This is a genomic window from Streptomyces sp. NPDC014891 (assembly GCF_043081085.1).
In the GTDB taxonomy this organism is placed as follows: Bacteria; Actinomycetota; Actinomycetes; order Streptomycetales; family Streptomycetaceae; genus Streptomyces.
This window is the reverse complement of record NZ_JBIBWF010000017.1, coordinates 18,210-37,763: the sequence shown is the minus strand read 5'-3', so window position 1 is coordinate 37,763 and position 19,554 is coordinate 18,210. Positions and strand designations below refer to the sequence as shown.

Sequence of the window (19,554 nt, the reverse complement as noted above, 5' to 3'; positions counted from 1 at the left end):
CACGCCGGGTGGAACGCCTGAGGGGGCGGTACGACGAGAGTCGTACCGCCCCCTTCGTGCCGCCGGCGGGCCGGTCAGTCCTGGGCCGCGACGAGGCTCGCCGGGCGCAGGTCGGTCCAGTGGGTCTCCACGAAGGCCAGGCACGCCTCGCGGGTGTCCTCGCCGAACACGGTCCGCCATCCGGCGGGGACCTCGGCGAAGGAGGGCCACAGCGAGTGCTGGTTCTCCTCGTTGACCAGGACCAGGAAACGGCCCTGCGGGTCCTCGAAGGGGTTGGTGCTCATGCGTTCTCACTCCTCTTGTGGGTCACTCCGGACAGCTGGGACAGGCGCTGTCCGGCATCGTCCGCGACGGTGCGCAGCAGGGTCTGCAGTTCCTCTGCGAGGCGGCGGGCCTTCGCCGGGCCGAGCCGGTCCAGCGCGTGGATCAGGCCGCAGTGCACGGGGCCCTCGCCCCGGGGCTCGTAGAAGCTGAGGGTCAGCTCCGCGCGGGTGGTTCCGGTCGGTACGGCGACCAGGTCGCCGACGCCCCCCTGGAGGCGTTCCAGGTCGGCCTGCTCGTGGTGGACCACCATCACCTGGGGTCCCTCCGGTCGGAGCCCGGCCGCGCGGACGACCTCGTCGAAGGGGACGTCCTGCTGGTCGAGGGCGCTCAGTGTGGTCTCCCGCACCCTGGTCAGGAGCTCCGCGAAGGAGGGGTCCCCCGCCGTGTCGGTGCGCAGCACGACCGTGTTCAGGAAGCAGCCGACGAGGTCGGCGAGCTGGTCGTCGCCGCGGCCGGCGACCATCGTGCCGATCGGCAGGTCGGTGCCCGCCCCGTGGCCGGTGAGGAGGGTCGCGAGGGCCGCGTGCAGCACCATGAACATGCTGGTGCCGGTGGACCGCGCGAGCCGGTCCACGTCCGCGTGCAGCCGCTCGTCGAGCACGAACTCGACGACTCCGGCGGCCCGGCTCCCCCGCTGCGCGGGGATGGCGGCGGGCGCCTCGGCGGGCAGGGCGAGCTCCCGCGGGGCGTCGGCGAGCGTCCGTCGCCAGTAGGCGAGCTGGCGGCCGCCCCGGCTCTCGGGGTCGGCGGGGTCGCCGAGCACCTCCCACGCCCAGCGCGCGTAGTCGCGGTAACCGACGGGCAGCGGGGCCCAGTCGGGGGCCCGGCCGGCCGCCCGTGCGCCGTACGCGGTGGTGAGGTCGCGGAAGAGCGGGACCACCGACCACTCGTCGACGGCCAGGTAGTGCAGGGTCAGCAGCACCGCCTGCGCTCCCCCGCCGCCGGTGAGCAGCCGGGCCCGCAGCGGGGCCTCCCGCTCCAGGTCCGGCGCGGCGGCGGCCAGTTCGGCGAGCCGGGCGTCCAGGTCCGCGCACTCCTCCACGGCCAGGCCGGGGGCTCCGACGGGCCGGTGGACCAGGGTTCCGTCGACCTCGGCGAAGGCGGTGCGCAGCGGTTCGTGGCGGGCGGTCACGTCGGCGAGCGCCGCGGCGAGCGCGTCGGCGTCGAGGCCGCCGGGTGAGCGCAGGACCAGGGCGTGGTCGAAGCCGGGGGCACGCCGGTACGCCTGCCACTGGGGGCGCTGCACGGGGGCCGCCGGCGGCTCTGTGCCGTCGGCGTCTCCGGGGCCGGCCGGGCGCAGGGCCGGACGGGCGGCGCCCGCGCCCTCCAGCTTGCCCGCGATGCCGGCGACGGTGAGGGCGTCGAAGACGTCGCGGATGCTCAGCTCGACGCCGAACTCGGCGCGGATGCGGCCCAGGAGGCGCATCGAGGCCATGGAGTGGCCGCCGAGGGCGAAGAAGCTGTCGTGGACGCCGACGGCGTCCAGCTTGAGGATCTCGCAGAACAGGTCGGCGATCCGCGCCTGCGTCCCGGTCGCGGGTGCGGCGTCGCCGGTCATCGCGGACCAGTCGGGGGCGGGCAGGGCCTTGTGGTCGAGCTTGCCGTTCGGGGTGAGCGGCAGCGGGCCGACGAGCGGGACGACGAGGGCGGGGACCATGTACTCGGGGAGCACCGCGGCGACGTGCGCGCGGAGTTCCTGCGGGTCGAGGGCGGGCTCGGCGCCCGGCTCGGGGACGGCGTAGCCGACGAGGCGGACGATGTCGCCGTCGCGGTCGGGCAGGACGGCGGCCTGGGCGACCGAGGGGTGGCCGGCGAGGGCGGCCTCGATCTCGCCCAGTTCGATGCGGAAGCCGCGGATCTTGACCTGGGTGTCGACGCGGCCGAGGAAGTCCAGGTTCCCGTCGGCGCGCCAGCGGGCCCGGTCTCCGGTGCGGTACATGCGGCTGCCGGGGGTTCCGTACGGGTCGGCGACGAACCGTTCCGAGCTGAGCCCGGGCTGTCCCAGGTAGCCGCGGGCGAGGCCGCGTCCCGCGACGTACAGCTCGCCGATGACGCCCGGCGGGACGGGCCGGAGGCGGTCGTCGAGGACGTAGCAGCGGGTGTTGGGGTCCGGGCGGCCGATCGGCACCCGGCCGGTGGCCCGGCCGCCGTGCTCCCGCGCGGGCCACAGGGTGGAGTTGACCGTGGCCTCGGTGAGTCCGTAGGCGCAGATCAGGTGCGCGGTCGTGCCGAAGCGCTCGAAGAGGTCCGGCGGGACGGTCTCGGTGCCGACCAGGACGGTCGATCCCTCGGGCAGCCGGCAGCCGGGCGGCAGGGCCGACACCAGCGAGGGCGGCAGGATCATGTGGGTGATCCGCTGGTCGGCGAGGAAGTCGGTGAGGGCGGGTCCGGCGACCCGGGCCTCGTCGGTGATCAGGACGAGCCGGCCTCCGTGGCAGAGGGCCATGGCCAGTTCGAAGGCGAAGACGTCGAAGCCGATGGAGGCGAACTGGAGGACCCGGCTGTCGTGCTCCAGGCCCATCCGGTCGACGGCGGTGGCGACGAGACTGGCGATGCCCTCGTGCGGGACGACGACGCCCTTGGGGCGGCCGGTCGAGCCGGAGGTGTAGATCACGTACGCGGCCTGGTCGAGGCCCACGGGGCCGCCGGTGGGGGCCGTTCCGGGCAGCGCGTCGAGTGCGGCGGCGACGTCGGGGGCGTCGAGGAGCACCACCGGGACGCCGCCCGCGGCGGGGATCTTCCCGGCGACGGGCTCGGTGCCGACCACGACGGCGGCGCCGGAGTTCTCGACCATGTAGCCGAGGCGGTCCTCGGGGTGGACGAGGTCCAGCGGCAGGAACGCCGCCCCCAGCTTCAGCGCGGCGACGACCGTGGCGATCATGTCGACCGAGCGCGGCACGGCCACGCCGACGACGCTCTCCGCGCCGACGCCGCGGGCGGCGAGCAGCCGGGCGATCCGGTTGGCGCGGGCGTCGAGCTGCGCGTACGTCACCGAACGGGAGCGCTCGACGACGGCGACCGCGTCGGGGCGCTCGGCCACCCGGCGGGCGAAGAGGCCCGGCAGGGTCTCCTCGTCGACCTCGCGGGGCGTGCCGTTGAAGCCCTCCAGGACGAGCCGGTGCTCCTCCTCGGTGAGGATCCCGGCCTCGGACAGCGGCCGGTCGGGGGCCGCCGCCAGGGATCCGACCAGGCGGCCCAGGCGTTCGCCGATGCGCTCGGCGGTCTCCCGGTCGAAGAGCTCGGTGGCGAACTCCAGACGGCAGCCGAGCGCGTCGCCCGAGCCGTCGGCCGAGGTGTGCTCGGTGAAGCTGAACACGAGGTCGAACTTGGCGGTGCCGACGCCGTACGGCAGGTGGCCGGCCTCGGCGCCCGGCAGCCGCAGGGCCTCGTCGGTGCGCGCGTGGTAGCCGACCATCACCTGGAACAGCGGGTTGCGGGCGAGGGAGCGGGTGGGGTTGAGCTTCTCCACGACGGCCTCGAAGGGGACGTCCGCGTGGGAGAACGCGGCGAGGTCCGTCTCCCGCACCCGGCCGAGGAGTTCGGTGAAGGTGGGGTCCCCGGCGAGGTCGGTGCGGAGCACGAGGGTGTTGACGAAGAAGCCGACCAGCTCGTCCAGGGCCTCGTCGCCGCGTCCCGCGATGGGCGCGCCGAGCGGGATGTCGGTCCCGGCGCCGAGGCGGTGGAGCAGGGCGGCCACGGCGGCGTGCGCGACCATGAACATGCTGGCGCCGGTGGAGCGGGCGAGCCGCCGCAGGTCCTCGTGGACCGTGCGGTCGAAGGCGATGTCGAGAGCGGCGCCGGTGAAGGCCGGCCGGGCGGGCCGCGGCCGGTCGGTGGGCAGCTCCAGTTCCTCGGGGGCTCCGGCCAGGACCGTGCGCCAGTGCTCCAGCTGCCGGGCGGCCAGGCTCGCGGGGTCGGCCGGGTCGCCCAGGAGCCTCTGCTGCCAGAGGGCGTAGTCGGCGTACTGGACGGGGAGCGGCTCCCAGTCGGGCGCGGTGCCCGCGAGGCGGGCGGTGTAGGCGGTGGTCAGGTCGCGCAGGAAGGGGCGGTCGGACCACTCGTCGGTGGTGATGTGGTGGAGCAGCAGGACGACGACGTGGTCGTCGGGCGCCACCTCCGCGACGGTGGCGCGGATCGGCAGCTCGGAGGCGAGGTCGAACGGACGCCGGACGGCGGCGTCCACGATGCCGGGGATCTCCTCCTCGGTGGCCCGCAGCTGCTCCACGACCGGAGCGGCGGAGCCGGCGGGCAGGATCCGCTGGTAGGCCTGGCCGTCGCTCTCGCCCGCGGCGAAGAGGGTCCGCAGGGCCTCGTGGCGGTCGGTGACGTCGGTGAGGGCGGCGCTCCACGCGGTGGGGTCGAAGGTGCCGCGCAGCCGCATGACGAGGGGGAAGTTGTAGGCCGCGGAGGTGCACTCGATCTGCTGGATGACCCAGAGGCGCTGCTGGGCGTGGGAGAGGGGCAGTTCGGCGGGGCGCTCGGCGGCGACGAGCGCCGGGCGTGCGGCGCCGCGGGCGGCGGTCGCCCGCTCGACGAGTTCGGCGACGGTCGGCGCCTCGAACAGGTCGCGGATCGCCAGTTCGGCGTCGAGGGCGGTGCGGGCCCGGCTGACGAGGCGGGTGGCGAGGAGCGAGTGCCCGCCGAGGTCGAAGAAGTCGCTGTCGATGCCGACGTTCTCCGCGGCCAGGCCGAGGACCTCCGCGAAGAGCCCGCACAGGGTCTCCTCCTGCGGGGTGCGGGGCGCCCGCACCGGGCCCGCGGCGGTCAGGTCGGGGGCGGGCAGCGCCTTCACGTCGAGCTTGCCGTTGACGGTCAGCGGCAGGGCCGCGACGGGGACCAGGGCGGCCGGGACCATGTAGTCGGGGAGGCGGGCCTTGAGGTGGTCGCGGAGCCGGTGGCCGAGGTCGTCGTCCTCGGCGGCGGGCGCCGCGGACTCGCGGACGACGTAGCCGGCGAGGCGCTTCGTCCCGGCGGACTCGTGGACGACCACGGCGGCGTGGGCGACCTCGGGGTGGTCGGACAGGGCGGTGGAGATCTCGCCGAGTTCGATGCGGTAGCCGCGGATCTTCACCTGGTCGTCGGTGCGGCCGAGGAAGTCGAGCAGGCCGTCGGGGCGCCGGCGCACCAGGTCGCCGGTGCGGTACATGCGCTCGCCGGGCTCGCCGAACGGGTCGGCCACGAACCGTTCTGCGTTCAGCGCGGGCCGGTCGTGGTAGCCGCGGGCGAGGCCGGTTCCGGCGATGTACAGCTCGCCGGGGCAGCCCGGCGGGACGGGCCGCAGCATCGTGTCCAGGACGTGGGCGCGGGTGTTGCGGATGGGCCGGCCGACGGTCGGGCCGGCGCTCTCGGCGGTGGAGCCGCCGAGGGTGTTGATCGTGTACTCGGTGGGGCCGTACAGGTTGTACCCGTACGTGCCCTCGGTGCGCCGCAGCTGCGTCCAGACGGTGTCGGAGACGGCCTCGCCGCCGAGCAGGACGAGGGCGGGGCGGTGCCTGCCCGCGGCCTCGTCCTGGTCGAGGAGGCCCTCCTCGATGAGGAGCTGGGCGTAGGTGGGGGTCACGTTGACGACGTCGACGCGGTGCGCGTCGCAGTAGGCGACGAGCGCCTCGGCGTCGCGGCGGAGGTCCTCGTCGCAGACGTGCACCTCGTGGCCCTCGACGAGCCAGAGCAGCTCCTCCCACGACATGTCGAAGGCGAAGGAGACGGTGTGCGCGATCCGCAGGCGCCGGCCGCCCGCGGAGGCGATGGCCGGGTCGAAGATCTCCTTCTGGTGGTTGAGCTGCATGTTCGTCAGGCCCCGGTAGGGCGTGACGACGCCCTTGGGACGGCCGGTGGAGCCGGAGGTGTAGATGACGTACGCCGGGAACTCCAGCCGGTCGGGCACGCCGCGGGCGAACGCGGGCCGTTCGGCGTCGGTGACCTCGTCCCCGGACAGCGCGGCCAGCTCGGCGAGCACGGCCGGGTCGTCGAGGAGGACCTCGGGCGCGACGGGCCCGTCCTCGCCGCGCAGGGTCGGGGCGACGGCCGTCGTGGACACCAGGCAGAGCGGTCCGGTGTCCTCGGCCATCAGGCGCAGCCGGTCGGCGGGATGGTCGAGGTCGAGCGGCAGGTAGGCGGCGCCGGTCCGCAGGACGGCGAAGAGGGCGGCGACCATCTCGATGGACCGGGGCAGGGCGAGGGCCACGACCTGCTCGGGGCCGGCGCCCCGGGCGAGCAGCAGCCGGGCGAACCGGTTCACCTGCGCGTCGAGTTCGGCGTAGGTGAGGGCGCGCCCGCCGAAGACCAGGGCGACCGCGTCCGGGGTGCGGGCCGCCTGGGTGGAGAGCATGTCCGCGACGGTCTCGTCCGGGACGGGCTCGCGGCCCGACCGCCGGGCAGTGGCCAGGGCGGCGCTCTCCTCCGGGAGCAGCAGGTCCAGGCCGACCGTGCGGGCCGATGCGGCGGCGGGGCCCGCGAGGGCCTCCCCGAGGCGGTCGAGGACGGTGGTGAACCGGGCGAGGAGGGTGCCGGCGGCGGCCGCGTCGAAGAGGTCGGGGCGGGCGGCCAGGGTGACCTTCAGGCGGGCGCCCGGGGTGACGATCAGGGTGAGCGGGAAGTGGGTGCCGTCGACGTTGGACACCGCGGTGATGCCGTGGCGTGCGCGGAGGGCGGCGGCGCGGTCCTCGCCGTCGGCCGAGCGGAGCACGAACAGGGTGTCGAAGAGGCGGCGGTGGCCGGTCTCCTGCTGGAGCGCGCCCAGGCCCACGTGCTCGTACGGCATGACGGCGGCGCGCTCGGACTGCATGCGGCGCAGCAGCGCGAGCAGCGGTTCGTCCGGGGCGAACGCGACCCGTGCGGGCACCGTGTTCAGGAACATGCCGATGATGCCGGCCACGCGGGGGACCTCGGCGGGGCGTCCGGCGACGGCCGTGCCGAAGGCGACGTCGGCACGGCCCGTCATGGCCGAGAGGACCAGGGCCCAGGCCGCGTTGAGGACGGTGTTGAGGGTCAGTCCGTGCTGCCGGGCGACGGCGCGGAGCCGGTCGCCGGCCTCCCGGGTGAGGAACGCGTCGAAGTCGACCGGGATGACGGGGCCGGTGTCGCGGCCGGTCGGGGCGAGCAGCGTCGGTTCGTCGAAACCGGCCAGGGCCCCGCGCCAGGCGTCCAGGGCGGCCTCGGTGTCCTGGGCGCCGAGCCAGGCGAGGTGGTCGCGGTACGAGCCGGGCTCCGGGAGGCCGGCGGCGTCGCCGGCCCGCTCGTAGAGCGTGAACAGCTCCTCCAGGAAGAGCCAGGCGGACCAGCCGTCCCAGAGGATGAGGTGGTGGGTGACGACGAGCTTGTCGCGGCCGTCGCCGAGGCGGATGAGGAGCAGGCGGCAGAGGGGCGCGGCGGAGAGGTCGAAGCGCTGCCTGCGGTCGGCGGCGAGGAGCTCCTCCGTGCGGGTGCGCCGCTCCTCCTCGGGCAGCCCGGAGAGGTCCTCCTCGACGAGCGGGATCTCGGCCCCGTCGACGATGAACTGGACGGGGCCGGGCAGGCCGTCGCTGGTGAATCCGGCGCGGAGGCCCGTGTTGCGGTCGAGGAGGGTGCGGCAGGCCGCGCGCAGCCGGTCGGCGTCGATCCGGTGGTCGAGGTCCAGGGTCTCCTGGGACTGGTAGACGTCGAGGGCGTCGCCCGTGTCGTAGGTGGCGTGGAAGTACATGCCCTCCTGGAGCGGGGAGAGCGGCCAGACGTCGGTGACGGGGAGCCCGGCGGCGGTGTGGACGCGGGCGGTCTCCTCCAGGTCGAGGTGCGGTCCGTCGAGCGGGGCGGGCGCCGGGGGCCCGGGGGCCGGGGGCGGCGTCGGCGCGGCGGCGGTCAGCTGGTCGAGGAGGGCCCGCAGGGCGGGGTCGACGGCGGCGCCGGACTGCTGCTGGAGGGCGAGGACGGCCTTGAGTGCGGCGGCCGCCTGGCCGGCGTCGGAGGCGGAGACGGTCACGCCGTCGGAGTGCACGGGTACCTCGGTGGAGTCGGGTGCCGGGGGCGCCGCGGGGTCCCCGTGGGGGGCGGCGGCCGCGGCGAGGGCGGCGGGGGTGCGGTGCTCGAACACGTCGCGGGGACTGAGGGCCAGGCCCGCGTCCCGCGCCCGCGTGGCGACGGCGATGGAGCTGAGGCTGTCGCCGCCGAGGACGAAGAAGTCGTCGTCGACGCCGGTTCCCGGGACGCCGAGGACCTCGTCGAAGATCGCGCAGAGGGCGCGCTCGCGGTCGTCGCGGGGTGCGCGGCCGGCGGCCCGGGGCGCGGCCTCGGGGGCGGGCAGGGCGTTCTGGTCGAGCTTGCCGCTGGGGGTCAGCGGCAGTTCGGCGAGGACGACGACGGCGCTCGGCACCATCGCGGCGGGCAGCGCCCCGGCGAGGGCGGCGTGCAGGTCCTCGGGCGCGGGTGCGGCGCCGGGGGCGGGTACGGCATAGCCGACCAGGGCTCCGTCGCGGACGATCACGGCCGCGCGGGCCACGCCGGTCAGTGCGGCCAGGGCGGTCTCGACCTCGCCCGGTTCGACGCGGTTGCCGCGGATCTTGACCTGCCGGTCGGTGCGGCCGAGGTACTCGACGGCGCCGTCCGCCCGGCGGCGCACCAGGTCTCCCGTGCGGTACATCCGCTCCCCCGGGCCGCCGAACGGGTCGGCGACGAACCGGTCGGCGGTGAGGGCGGGGCGGTCGTGGTAGCCGCGGGCCAGCTGGACGCCGGCGAGGTAGAGCTCTCCGGCCACCCCCTCGGGGACCGGGCGCAGGAACGGGTCGAGGACGTGGAGCCGGGTGTTCCAGACGGGCCGCCCGATCGGCACGGCCTGTTCGGTGCTCCCCTCGTAGGGGAAGTACGTGACGTCGACGGCGGCCTCGGTGGGGCCGTACAGGTTGTGCAGCGGGACGGGTGGGCGCCCGGAGCGCGCGGTCAGCTCCCACCAGCGGCGGGCGTCGGGACCCTGGAGGGCCTCGCCGCTGCAGAACACCCGGCGCAGGCTCGCCGACCAGTCGGGGGCGTCCGGGGACGCCTCCATGACCCGGACGAACGCCGCCAGCATCGAGGGGACGAAGTGGGCGGTGGTGACGCCGCGTTCGGCGATGAGGCGGGCCAGGTACTCCGGGTCGCGGTGGCCGTCGGGGCGGGCGAGGACGACGGTGGCGCCCTCGGCGAGCGCCCAGAAGAACTCCCACACCGACACGTCGAAGCTGGACGGGGTCTTCTGGAGGACCCGGTCGTCGGCGGTCAGCCCGTACGCGCCCTGCATCCAGGCGAGCCGGTTCACGATGGCGCGGTGGGTGACGGCGACGCCCTTGGGGCGGCCGGTGGAGCCGGAGGTGTAGATGAGGTAGGCGGGGTGGTCGGGTCCGGCGGCGGGCGCGGGGGCGTCGGTGGGCGCGGGGGTGTCGGCGGGGGGCTCCGCCGGTTCCCCGGCGTCCACGAGGAGCTGTTCGAGCCCGGCCTCGGCGGGAAGGCGACCGGCGGCCCCGGTGGTCGTGACGACGAGCCGCGCGCCGGAGTCGGCGAGCATGAACGCCACCCGGTCGGCGGGGTAGTCGAGGTCGAGCGGCAGGTAGGCGGCGCCTGCCTTGAGGACGCCGAGCAGCGCGACCATCAGCTCGGCCGAGCGCGGGACGGCGACGGCGACGTACCGCTCGGGTCCCGCGCCGCGGGCCCGGAGGCGGTGGGCCAGTTCTTCGGCCCTCCGGTCGAGTTCGGCGTAGCCGAGGGTGGTGTCGTCGAAGACGACGGCCGGGGCGTGCGGGGTGCGCGCCGCCCGGTCGGCGATGAGCGAGGTGAGCGTGGCCTCGGGGACGGGGTGGGCGGTGGCGTTGAGCTCGGGGAGGTGCGCGCGCTCGCGGGCGGACAGCAGGTCGGTCCGGGCGACGAGGCGGTCGGGCTCGGCCACCAGGGTCCGCAGCAGTGCGGTGAAGCGGTTGGCGAGGACCGCCACGTCGACCGGGTCGATCCGGGCCGCGTGGTGCTTGAAGCGGAGCAGGAGGCCGTCCGCGGTGGGCTCGACGATCAGCGCGAGGGGGTAGTGCACGGCGTCGAACACCTCGGCGCCGGTGACGAGGGGCGCCGGGTCCCGGTCGGCGGGGCCTCCGGGGTAGTTCTCGAAGACCACGAGGGTGTCGAAGAGTTCGCCGCCGCCGGCGGTCCGCTGGATGTCGGCGAGTCCGAGGTGCTGGTGGTCGAGGAGCGCCGCCTGCTCGTCCTGGACCCGGCGGAGCAGCTCGGTCAGCGTCTCCTCGGGACGGAGGGTGACGCGGGCGGGGACCGTGTTGATGAACAGGCCGACGGCGGCGTCCAGTCCGGCGACCTCGGTGGTGCGGCCGGAGACCGTGGTGCCGAAGACGACGTCCCTGCTGCCGGTGAGGCCGCCCAGGAGCAGCCCCCAGAGTCCGTGGAAGACGTTGCTCAGGGTCAGTCCGCGGGCCCGGGCACAGCTGCTCAGCGCGTCGGTGAGGTCGCGGGGCAGGCGGGTGTCGACGTGTTCGGGGCGGGCGGGCTCCCCGGCCTCGTCCGCCGGGGCGGCGAGCGCGGGGAGCCGGGTCGGGCCGTCGAGGCCGGCGAGCGCCTGCCGCCATGCCTCGCGCGCGGTGTCGCGGTCGCGGCCGGCGAGCCAGGAGAGGTACGGCTCCGGGGCCGGGGCCTCGGGGAGCGCGGCGCCCCGGTGGGCGTCGGTGAGTTCCCGCAGCAGGACGGCGACGGACCAGCCGTCGGCGACGATGTGGTGGAGGGTGAGGAGGAGCCGGTGGCGGCGGCCGTCCTTGACGAGGGTGGCGCGCAGGAGCGGCGGCCGGTCGAGGGCGAAGCGCTCGGCGCGGTCGGCGCGGAGGATGTCCGCGAGCTCCGTCCCGGCGGTGTCGGCCTCGCGCCACGGCAGGGTCACCCCGTCGGCGATCCGCTGGACGACCTCGCCGCCGGGGAGCTGGCGGAAGGAGGCGCGCAGCAGCGGGTGGCGGTCGAGGAGGCTCTGGAGGTCGCTGCGGAGCCGCTCCGGGTCGGCGTCCTCGGCGAGGTCGAGGAGTTCCTGGACGACGTAGAGGTCCTGGGTCCCGTGGTCGAACTCCGCGTGGAAGAAGAACCCTTCCTGCAGCGGGGAGACCGGCAGGGCGTCCTGGTCGAGCTCCGCCTGGCGGGACCGCGGGGACGCGACGGGCTCGCGGGCGGTCCTGGCGAGGGCCGCGACGGTACGGCTCCGGAACACGTCGCGCGGGGTGAGGGCGAGCCCGGCCGCGCGGGCGCGGTTGACCAGCTGGATGGCGACGATGCTGTCGCCGCCGAGTTCGAAGAAGCTGTCGTGGACCCCGACCGCCGGCAGCCCGAGGACCTCGGCGAAGAGGCCGGCGAGGGTCGACTCGACCGGGGTGGTGGGGGTGTCGGTGCCGGTGAGGGAGGTCCAGTGGGGCTCGGGCAGGGCCCTGGCGTCGAGCTTGCCGTTGGGCGTGAGCGGCAGCGCTCCGTCGAGGACGACGACCGCGCTCGGCACCATGTGGTCGGGCAGGGCGTCCGCCACGCGGGCGCGTGCCGCGGTCACGGCGGCGCCCGGGTCCGCACCGACGCCCGGCCCGGCGGCCGGCGAGTCCGTGTCGGCGGCCGTGCCGGGACCGACGGCCGGGGCCGTGCCGGTGGCCGAGGCGGGCCCGGTGGCCCGGGCCGTGCCCGTGGCCGTGCCCGGGCCGGTCCCGGCCTCGGGGGCCGTCGCGCGGTCGGTTCCGGCGGCGGGGGCGGCCGTCGCCTCCGGGACGAGGTAGACGACCAGCCGCTTCACCCCGCGGTGGTCCTCGCGGGCGAGGACGGCTGCCTGGGCGATGCCCGCGCAGGCCATGAAGGCGCTCTCGATCTCGCCCGGCTCCACGCGGTGTCCGCGGATCTTGATCTGGCCGTCCGCCCGGCCGAGGAACTCCAGGTTGCCGTCGGCGCCCCAGCGGACCCGGTCGCCGGTCCGGTACATGCGGGTGCCGGGTGCGCCGTACGGGTCGGCGACGAACCGCTCCGAGGTCAGGGCGTGGCGGCCGAGGTAGCCGCGGGCGAGGCCACGCCCGGAGACGTACAGCTCGCCCTCCGTACCGACGGGGACGGGCCGGAGCGCCGTGTCGAGGACGTACGCGCGGGTGTTGGGGTCGGGGCGGCCGATGGGCGCGGGCCCCGGGCGGTCGGGATCGGCGAGCCAGAGCGTGGAGTTCACGGTGGCCTCGGTGAGTCCGTACGCGACGACGACCCGGAGCCGGTCCCCCCAGCGGGCGATCAGCTCGCTGGGGACCGCCTCGGTGCCCACGACGAGGACGGCGCCCGGCGGGAGCTCGCACTCCGGCGGGAGCGCGGAGACGAGCGAGGGCGGCAGGATCATGTGGGTGGCGCGGTGGCGGGCGATGTACTCGGTGAGCGCGGGGCCCGCGACACGGCGCTCGGCGGGGACGACGATGATCCGCCCGCCGACGCAGAGCGACATGATCAGGTCCCAGACGGTCACGTCGAAGCCGACGGAGGCGAACTGGACGACCCGGCTGTCGGCGGTGACGCCGATGCGGTCGGTGGCGGTGGCGATGAGGCTGCCGACGCCGTCGTGGGAGACGACGACGCCCTTGGGGCGGCCCGTCGAGCCGGAGGTGTAGATGACGTAGGCGGCCTGGCCGAGCGCGACCTCGGGCGCGGGTCCCGCCGGGGTCGCGGCGGCGAGGGCCGCCTCGGTGTCCGGGTCGTCGAGCAGCAGGTGTGTGACGCCCGCGGTGTCCGGGACGGCGGCGGCGAGGTCGCGGACGGTGACGACGGTGCGGGCTCCGGCGTCGGACAGCATGTAGGCGATGCGGTCCTGCGGGTGGTCCGCGTCGAGCGGCAGGTAGGCGGCGCCGGCCTTCATCACGGCGAGCAGGGCCGTCACGAGCTCCGGAGAGCGGGGCAGGGCCACGCCCACCACGTCCTCGGCGCCGACGCCGCGGGAGCGCAGGAGGCGGGCCAGCCGGTCGGCGGCCTCGTCGAGGGCGGCGTACGTCAGTTCCCGGTCCTCGCAGACGAGTGCGACGGCCTCGGGGCTGCGGCGGACCTGGCGCTCGAACGCCGCGGGCCAGGACAGCTCCGGGGTCTCGCGCGGCGAGACGCCGAACGTGTCGAGCAGGAGGCCGCGTTCGTCCCCGGAGGTGAGCTCGATGCGGCCGACGGGGCGGTCCAGGTCGTCGGCGAAGGCGTCGAGGAGGGCGAGGAAGCGGCGCTCGTGGTCGGCGAGGACGGCCGGGTCGCAGACGTCGGCGTCCGCGTCGAGGTGGAGGGTGTGCCCGCGGCCGTCCTCGCCCTCGGCGAAGCCGAAGGCCAGGTCGCTGACGGGGCCGAGCCACTCGGGGCGGAGTTCGGCCCGGTGGTCGGCGAAGCGGAGGCCCTCCGAGCGGGGCAGGATGTTGACGGTGGGGCCGACGAGTTCCGGGACGCCGTCGACCAGGCCCAGCTCCCTGGCCAGGTCCTCGGCGCGGTAGCGCCCGTGGGCGAGGGCGTCGGCGACGGCGCCGCGCACCTGGGCGACGAGGGCGGCGCCGGTGGTGCCGGGGTGGACGGCGAGGCGCAGCGGGACGATGTTGGACACCATGCCGGGGACGGTCGCGGAGACCTCGTCCGCGCGGGCGGCGACCGGCAGGCCGAGGACGAGGTCCTGTTCGCCGCGGGCACGGTGGAGGTAGGCGGCGACGGCGGCGAGCAGGACGCGGGAGGTGCGGACGCCCGCGGTCCGGGCCGCGGACTCCAGCCGTCCGGCGGTCTCGGGGGACAGTTCCGCGGTCCGGCGCAGGCGGCGGGTCATGGGGACCGCCGCCCGCTCGACGAGGCGTACGGGCTCGGGGCGGCCGGCCATCCGCTCCAGCCACCAGGCGCGGTCGGCGGCGTGCCGGTCCGAGGCGCGGTAGGAGCGGTCGGCGGTGACGAGCCGGGACAGCGACCAGTCGCGGGGCGCGGCGGCGTCCCCCGCGGTGTACAGCTCGCCGGCCCGCCGGGTGATGAGCGAGACGCCCATCCCGTCCACGGCGATGTGGTGGTAGCGCTGGCACCAGACGACGCGGTCGTCGGCGAGGCGCAGCAGGGTGTGGGCGAAGAGCGGGTCGAGCGCGAGGTTGACGGGCCGGTCGCGGTCGGCGGCCACCCACGCGGCGGCGGCCTCGTCGGGGTCGGCGGCCTCGCGCAGGTCGACGACGGCGAGGTCGACGGGGTGGGTGCGGGTGCGGGGCGTCTGGCGGGGTCCGTCCTCGCCGGGGGCGATCCGCACGTGCAGGCACTCGGCCTCTTCGACGGCCTGGCGGACGGCGGCGGTCAGCCGGTCGAGGTCGACGGCTCCGCGGAGGTGCAGCGCGAACACGATGTTGTAGGCGGAGCTGTCCGGTTCCAGCTGCTGGGCCAGCCAGATACCGGCTTGCCCGCCGGTGACGGGGAGGCCGGAGGGGGTGTTCCGGTCCGACGGCTCGACGTCAAACATCGTACGAAGTGGCCTTTCCCTGGGGGTGCGTGGCAAGCGGGTGGCGACGTGAACCACCGGCGGCGCGGCGAGAGGTTCCGCCGCGCCGCCGGTGGGTCAGCTGGGGGCTCCGGTGCGCGTCAGCGACCGGGCCTCACTTGACGGCCGCGAGGAGCGGCTCGATCTCGTCGATGGCGTACGGGATCGACAGGACGGTGTTGAAGGAGAACGCGGCGCCGATGTCCGGGTCCTGGTAGGGCACGAAGAGGTCGCGCTTCTCCTGGTTGACCTTGAGCTTCTTGTAGAGCGGCTCCGCCTTGATGCGGTCGTTGGCCTCGGTGCTGGAGGTGACCCAGACGAGCCGGTCGACGTCGAGGACGTTCAGCTTCTCCGCGCTGAGCTCGGCGACGTTCCAGCCCGGCTTGGCGAGGGTGTCGATCTCCGGCTTGAGCTTGAAGCCGAGCTCGGAGAAGAAGATCGCCTTGGGGTCGGTCTTGGTGAACGCCGAGTACTTGCCCGCCTCGAAGCTGTCGGCGACGGCGAGGGTCTTCGTGGCGAACTCGGGGTGCTTCTCACGGACGGCCTTGAAGCGCGTGTCGATGTCCGCGATCAGCTGCGCGGCCTCGGCGTCCTTGCCGAGCGCCTTGCCGATCTGCTGGGTCATCAGCTGCCAGGGGGCGCCGTAGTCCGGGTGCTCCTTGGGCTGGGCGACGACCTTGGTGAACTTGGAGAGCGTGTCGTACTGCTCCTTCTTCATCCCCGAGTACTGGGCGATGACCAGGTCCGGCTTGAGCGCCGCGATCTTCTCGATGTTGTACTCGTCGCGCTCGCCGACGATCTCCGGCTGGGTCGAGCCCCACTTGTCCTTGGCCCAGGGCCACTTGCCGTACGGCTTCTCCTTGAACCAGTCGACCGCGCCGGCCGGCTTCACGCCGAGCGCGAGGACGGCGTCCTGGTCGGAGAGGCCGAGGGTGACGATCGTCTTGGGCTCCTTGTCGATGGTCGTGGAGCCGTACTTGTGGGCCACCGTGACGGGGAACGCGGCCGGCTTGGCTCCCCCGTCGGCGGCCGAAGTGGTGGACGGGGACGGCGAGTCGGACTTCTCGGTCCCGCCGCCACAGGCGGCGAGGACGAGGGCCGCCACCGCGAGGACGGCGACGCGGGGAGCGGATCTGGCGAACCGCGCCAGAGCGGGACGTGCACCAGCGGACACGGACGTTCCTTTCGGTGATTCACAGTGCTGCCCTGCCCGCCGGGACACGCGGAAGCGCCGCGCGGCGGGTGTGGCGATGTCGCGTGGGGGGTGGAACGGGGGGTGACGCTAGCGTGCCGTGCCCACGCCGTCGACCACGGACCTGACCTCGTCGGCGGAGGCAGGGGCGGGGACGGAGGCGGAGGACGCGGACGCCGCCGGGGTCCGGGACAGGACCGAGTCGAGGATCTCGCCGACCCTGATCGCGGTGTTGGAGAGCAGCGACGACGTGATGCCGTGGGTGTGCTCCGTGCCGCCCTGGAGGTAGATGCCGCAGCGCAGTTCCGGGTCGGTGGCGAGCCGGTAGTCCCGCTGCACGCTGACCCGTCCCCGGTCGTCGCGGTGGCAGCGGTCGGCGACCGGCCCGAGGAGGCCGAGGGGTTCGGCGGGGCTGTATCCGGTGGCGTAGACGACGACGTCGGCTTCGAGGACGGTCTCCTCGCCGGTGACGAGGGAGGTGACGAAGGCGCGGACCTTGTCGGGGCCGTCCTCGACTCCGGTCAGCCGGGAGATGTTGATGAAGCGCAGCCGCTCGGTGCCGAGGACCTTCTCCTGGTACGCCTGGCGGTAGAGGTCGTCGATGAGGTCGATGTCCACCACGGAGTAGTTGGTGTTCCCGTGGTAGTCCATCAGCTTCTGCTTCACGTCGTCGGGAGCGGTGAAGTACTCGTCGACGGCGTCGGGGTCGAAGATCCGGTTGGCGAAGGCGCTGTCGTCGGCGGGGCTGTAGCCGTACCGGGAGAAGACGGCGCAGATCTCGGCCTCGGGGAAGCGGCGGTGCAGATAGGCCACGTTCTCGGCGGCGCTCTGCCCGGCCCCGACGACGACGATCCGCTCGGGGGCCGTGCCCTCCAGGCTCTCGACCTTGCGGAGCAGGTCGGAGTTGTGCCAGACGCGGTCGCTGCGCTCGACGCCGGCCGGCATCTTCGGGCGGAGTCCGGTGCCCAGGACGAGATTGCGGGCGCGGTGGACGACCAGCTCGTCCCCCGCGCGGGCGGTCACGTCGAGGTACTCGACGACGCCGCCGCGCTCGACCGGCTCCACGGAGACGATCTCGTGGCCGTAGGAGACCATGTCGTCGACCTTGGACGCGGCCCACTCGAAGTAGTCGTGGAACTCGACGCGCAGCGGGAAGAGGTTCTTGTGGTTCACGAAGTCGATCAGGCGGCCCTTGCTCTGCAGGTAGCAGAGGAAGCTGTACTCGCTGGTCGGGTTGCGCAGCGTCACCAGGTCCTTGAGGAAGGACACCTGCATGGTCGCGTCGTCGATCAGCATGCCGCGGTGCCAGCCGAACTGCGGCTGGCGCTCGAAGAAGTGAGCGGTGACCGCTCCCTCTCTCCCGACGCGTGCGTTGTGCTCGCTGAGCGCTATCGCCATGGCCACATTGGACGGCCCGAAGCCGATGCCTATGAGGTCGTGGACCAGAGGTGCGTCATCAGGAGAACCCTGCGACATGTCACTCCCATCGTGCGGGAAAGATGCTGGGGGACGGGGCATCGAGCACGCCGGTGTCACCGGCAGCCCCGCATAACTTAGGTAAAGCTAACCTGATTGGACGCGACTGTCGACGGGACGAAACGGACACGAGGTGAGGCGCCGACACTAACGGGCCTGCATATCAGGCTAGTTGCGTCGTTAGGTAAGGCTTGCTTTACTTACTGACGGTCATTCGCTCTGCCAAGGAGGAACCACATATGCGGGTCGTCATGTTCGGTTACCAGACCTGGGGCCATCGCACCCTCCGAGCGCTCCTGGACTCCGAACACGACGTGGTGCTCGTCGTGACGCACCCCAAGAGCGAGCACGCCTACGAGAAGATCTGGAGCGACTCCGTCGCCGACCTCGCGGAGGAGCACGGCGTCCCCGTCGTGATCCGCAACAGGCCCGACGACGAAGAGCTGTTGACCCGCCTCAAGGAGGCGGACCCGGACATCATCGTCGCCAACAACTGGCGGACGTGGATCCCGCCGCACATCTACAACCTGCCCCGCCACGGCACGCTGAACATCCACGACTCGCTGCTGCCCAAGTACGCCGGCTTCTCGCCGCTCATCTGGGCCCTCATCAACGGCGAGAGCGAAGTCGGCGTCACCGCCCACATGATGGACGAGGTGCTCGACGCCGGCGACATCGTGCAGCAGCACGCCGTCGCCGTCGGCCCGACCGACACCGCGACCGACCTCTTCCACAAGACGGTCGACCTCATCGCCCCGGTCACGATCGACGCGCTGGACCGGATCGCCACCGGGCGCGCCGAGTTCACCCGGCAGGACCGCTCCCAGGCCAGCTTCTTCCACAAGCGCGCCGAGGAGGACATCCGGATCGACTGGAGCTGGCCTGCCGAGGTCCTCGAGCGGCTCGTCCGCGCCCAGTCCGCGCCCTACCCGAGCGCCTTCACCTTCCACCGCGGCAAGCGGCTGGAAGTCCTCACCGCGGTGGTCTCCGAGGGACGTTACGGCGGCACGCCCGGCCGTGTCTTCTACCGCGAGGGCGAGGGCGTCGTGATCGTCGCCGGCGCCGACGCGCGCACGGGCCGCAACCACGGCCTGGCCATCACCCGCGTCCGGACGGAGGACGGCCGCGAACTGCCCGCGACCGAGTACTTCACGTCCATGGGCGGCTATCTCACCAGCCGCCCCTGACGCACACGGGCAGCGCGTACGCCGACGGGGGGCGCACGCCACACCCGGGCTCCACGGCCTCCCCCGTATCGGACATGGGTAGGTTAACCCAACCTATCGGCGAGTCCCGGCGGTCCTCCCCGACCGCCGGGCAGTGAGGCACAGCGATGGAACAGCCGATCGTCAGCGGTACGGCGTGCGACTCCTCGGGAACGGCGTTCGCCGTCATCGGCATCTCCAACATGCCCGCCGACTGGGCGCGGATCTTCCGCTCCCTCGCCGACGCCGACCTGCGCCCCGGGGCCGGACCGGAGGCGGGCGGCGAACAGGCCCTGCTGCGTGCGGTCGTCGAGGCGGCCGGCTCCGGAGCGGAGCGCGGTGACGACGCCGCCACCGCCCCGGCCGCCTCCACCGCCTCCACTCCCTCCATGAGCATGACCCCGCCGAGCGTCCTGAACCTCAACGCGTATCTGATGTACGCCCTCGGCAAGGTCGCCCGCCGAAGACTCGCGGAGCGGCTGGAGGGTCGCGGTCTGCGCCTGTGGCACCTGACCGTGATGACCCTGCTCGCCGACCTCGGCCCGCAGATGAAGACGGCCCTCGCCGCACGGCTCGACATGAACGCCAGCGACCTGGTGAAGATCGTCAACGACCTCGCCCGCATCGGGCAGGTGGACTGCGTCCGCGACGACACCGACCGGCGCCGCGTCGTGGTCCGGCTCACCCCGGCGGGGCGGACCTACCTCGCCGAACTCAACGCGGAGATCGCCACGGCGGACGACGAGATCCTCGCCCCGCTCGACCCGGCCGAGCGCGAGCAGCTCACCGCCCTGCTGCGCCGGGTGCACAGCCACCTGGAACGGCCCGCGGCGGGCGCGGGACGCGGTCGCGGCGGCGTCCCGCAGGCTCGACGCGGCGGCTCCTGAGCAGCGCCGGTTCCG

Annotated in this window: 6 protein-coding genes; 2 read left to right on the top strand and 4 right to left on the bottom strand. The window is 74.3% G+C overall.

The genetic code is table 11. The features are described 5' to 3' along the window. Positions 1-74 precede the first annotated feature (74 nt). From ACF09E_RS34225 to ACF09E_RS34210, 4 genes are all read right to left on the bottom strand, one after another. Positions 75-284: an MbtH family protein gene (locus ACF09E_RS34225; RefSeq protein ID WP_361858890.1), complete on the bottom strand. Its 210-nt coding sequence runs from the start codon at positions 282-284 to the stop codon at positions 75-77. Continuing rightward, positions 281-14,761, bottom strand: coding sequence for an amino acid adenylation domain-containing protein (locus ACF09E_RS34220; RefSeq protein ID WP_392209997.1), 14,481 nt, complete (start codon positions 14,759-14,761; stop codon positions 281-283). Before ACF09E_RS34220 ends, ACF09E_RS34225 begins: the two co-directional genes overlap by 4 nt. Before the next feature lie 133 nt (positions 14,762-14,894). Further along, complete coding sequence (locus ACF09E_RS34215; RefSeq protein WP_392209996.1) at positions 14,895-15,953, bottom strand: iron-siderophore ABC transporter substrate-binding protein; 1,059 nt, start codon at positions 15,951-15,953, stop codon at positions 14,895-14,897. A 108-nt stretch (positions 15,954-16,061) separates the two neighbouring features. Continuing rightward, a complete protein-coding gene (locus ACF09E_RS34210; RefSeq protein ID WP_392209995.1) occupies positions 16,062-17,447 on the bottom strand; it encodes a lysine N(6)-hydroxylase/L-ornithine N(5)-oxygenase family protein in 1,386 nt (461 codons plus the stop codon). Between the two features lie 239 nt (positions 17,448-17,686). On the opposite strand from ACF09E_RS34210, the gene ACF09E_RS34205 reads away from it, so the two are divergent. Both ACF09E_RS34205 and ACF09E_RS34200 read left to right on the top strand, forming a co-directional pair. After that, entirely contained in the window at positions 17,687-18,634 is a 948-nt protein-coding gene (locus ACF09E_RS34205; protein WP_392209993.1) for a methionyl-tRNA formyltransferase, read from the top strand. A 146-nt stretch (positions 18,635-18,780) separates the two neighbouring features. Beyond that, positions 18,781-19,539, top strand: a complete 759-nt coding sequence (locus ACF09E_RS34200) for a winged helix DNA-binding protein (protein ID WP_392209991.1) — start codon at positions 18,781-18,783, stop codon at positions 19,537-19,539. The last annotated feature ends 15 nt before the right edge of the window (positions 19,540-19,554 follow it).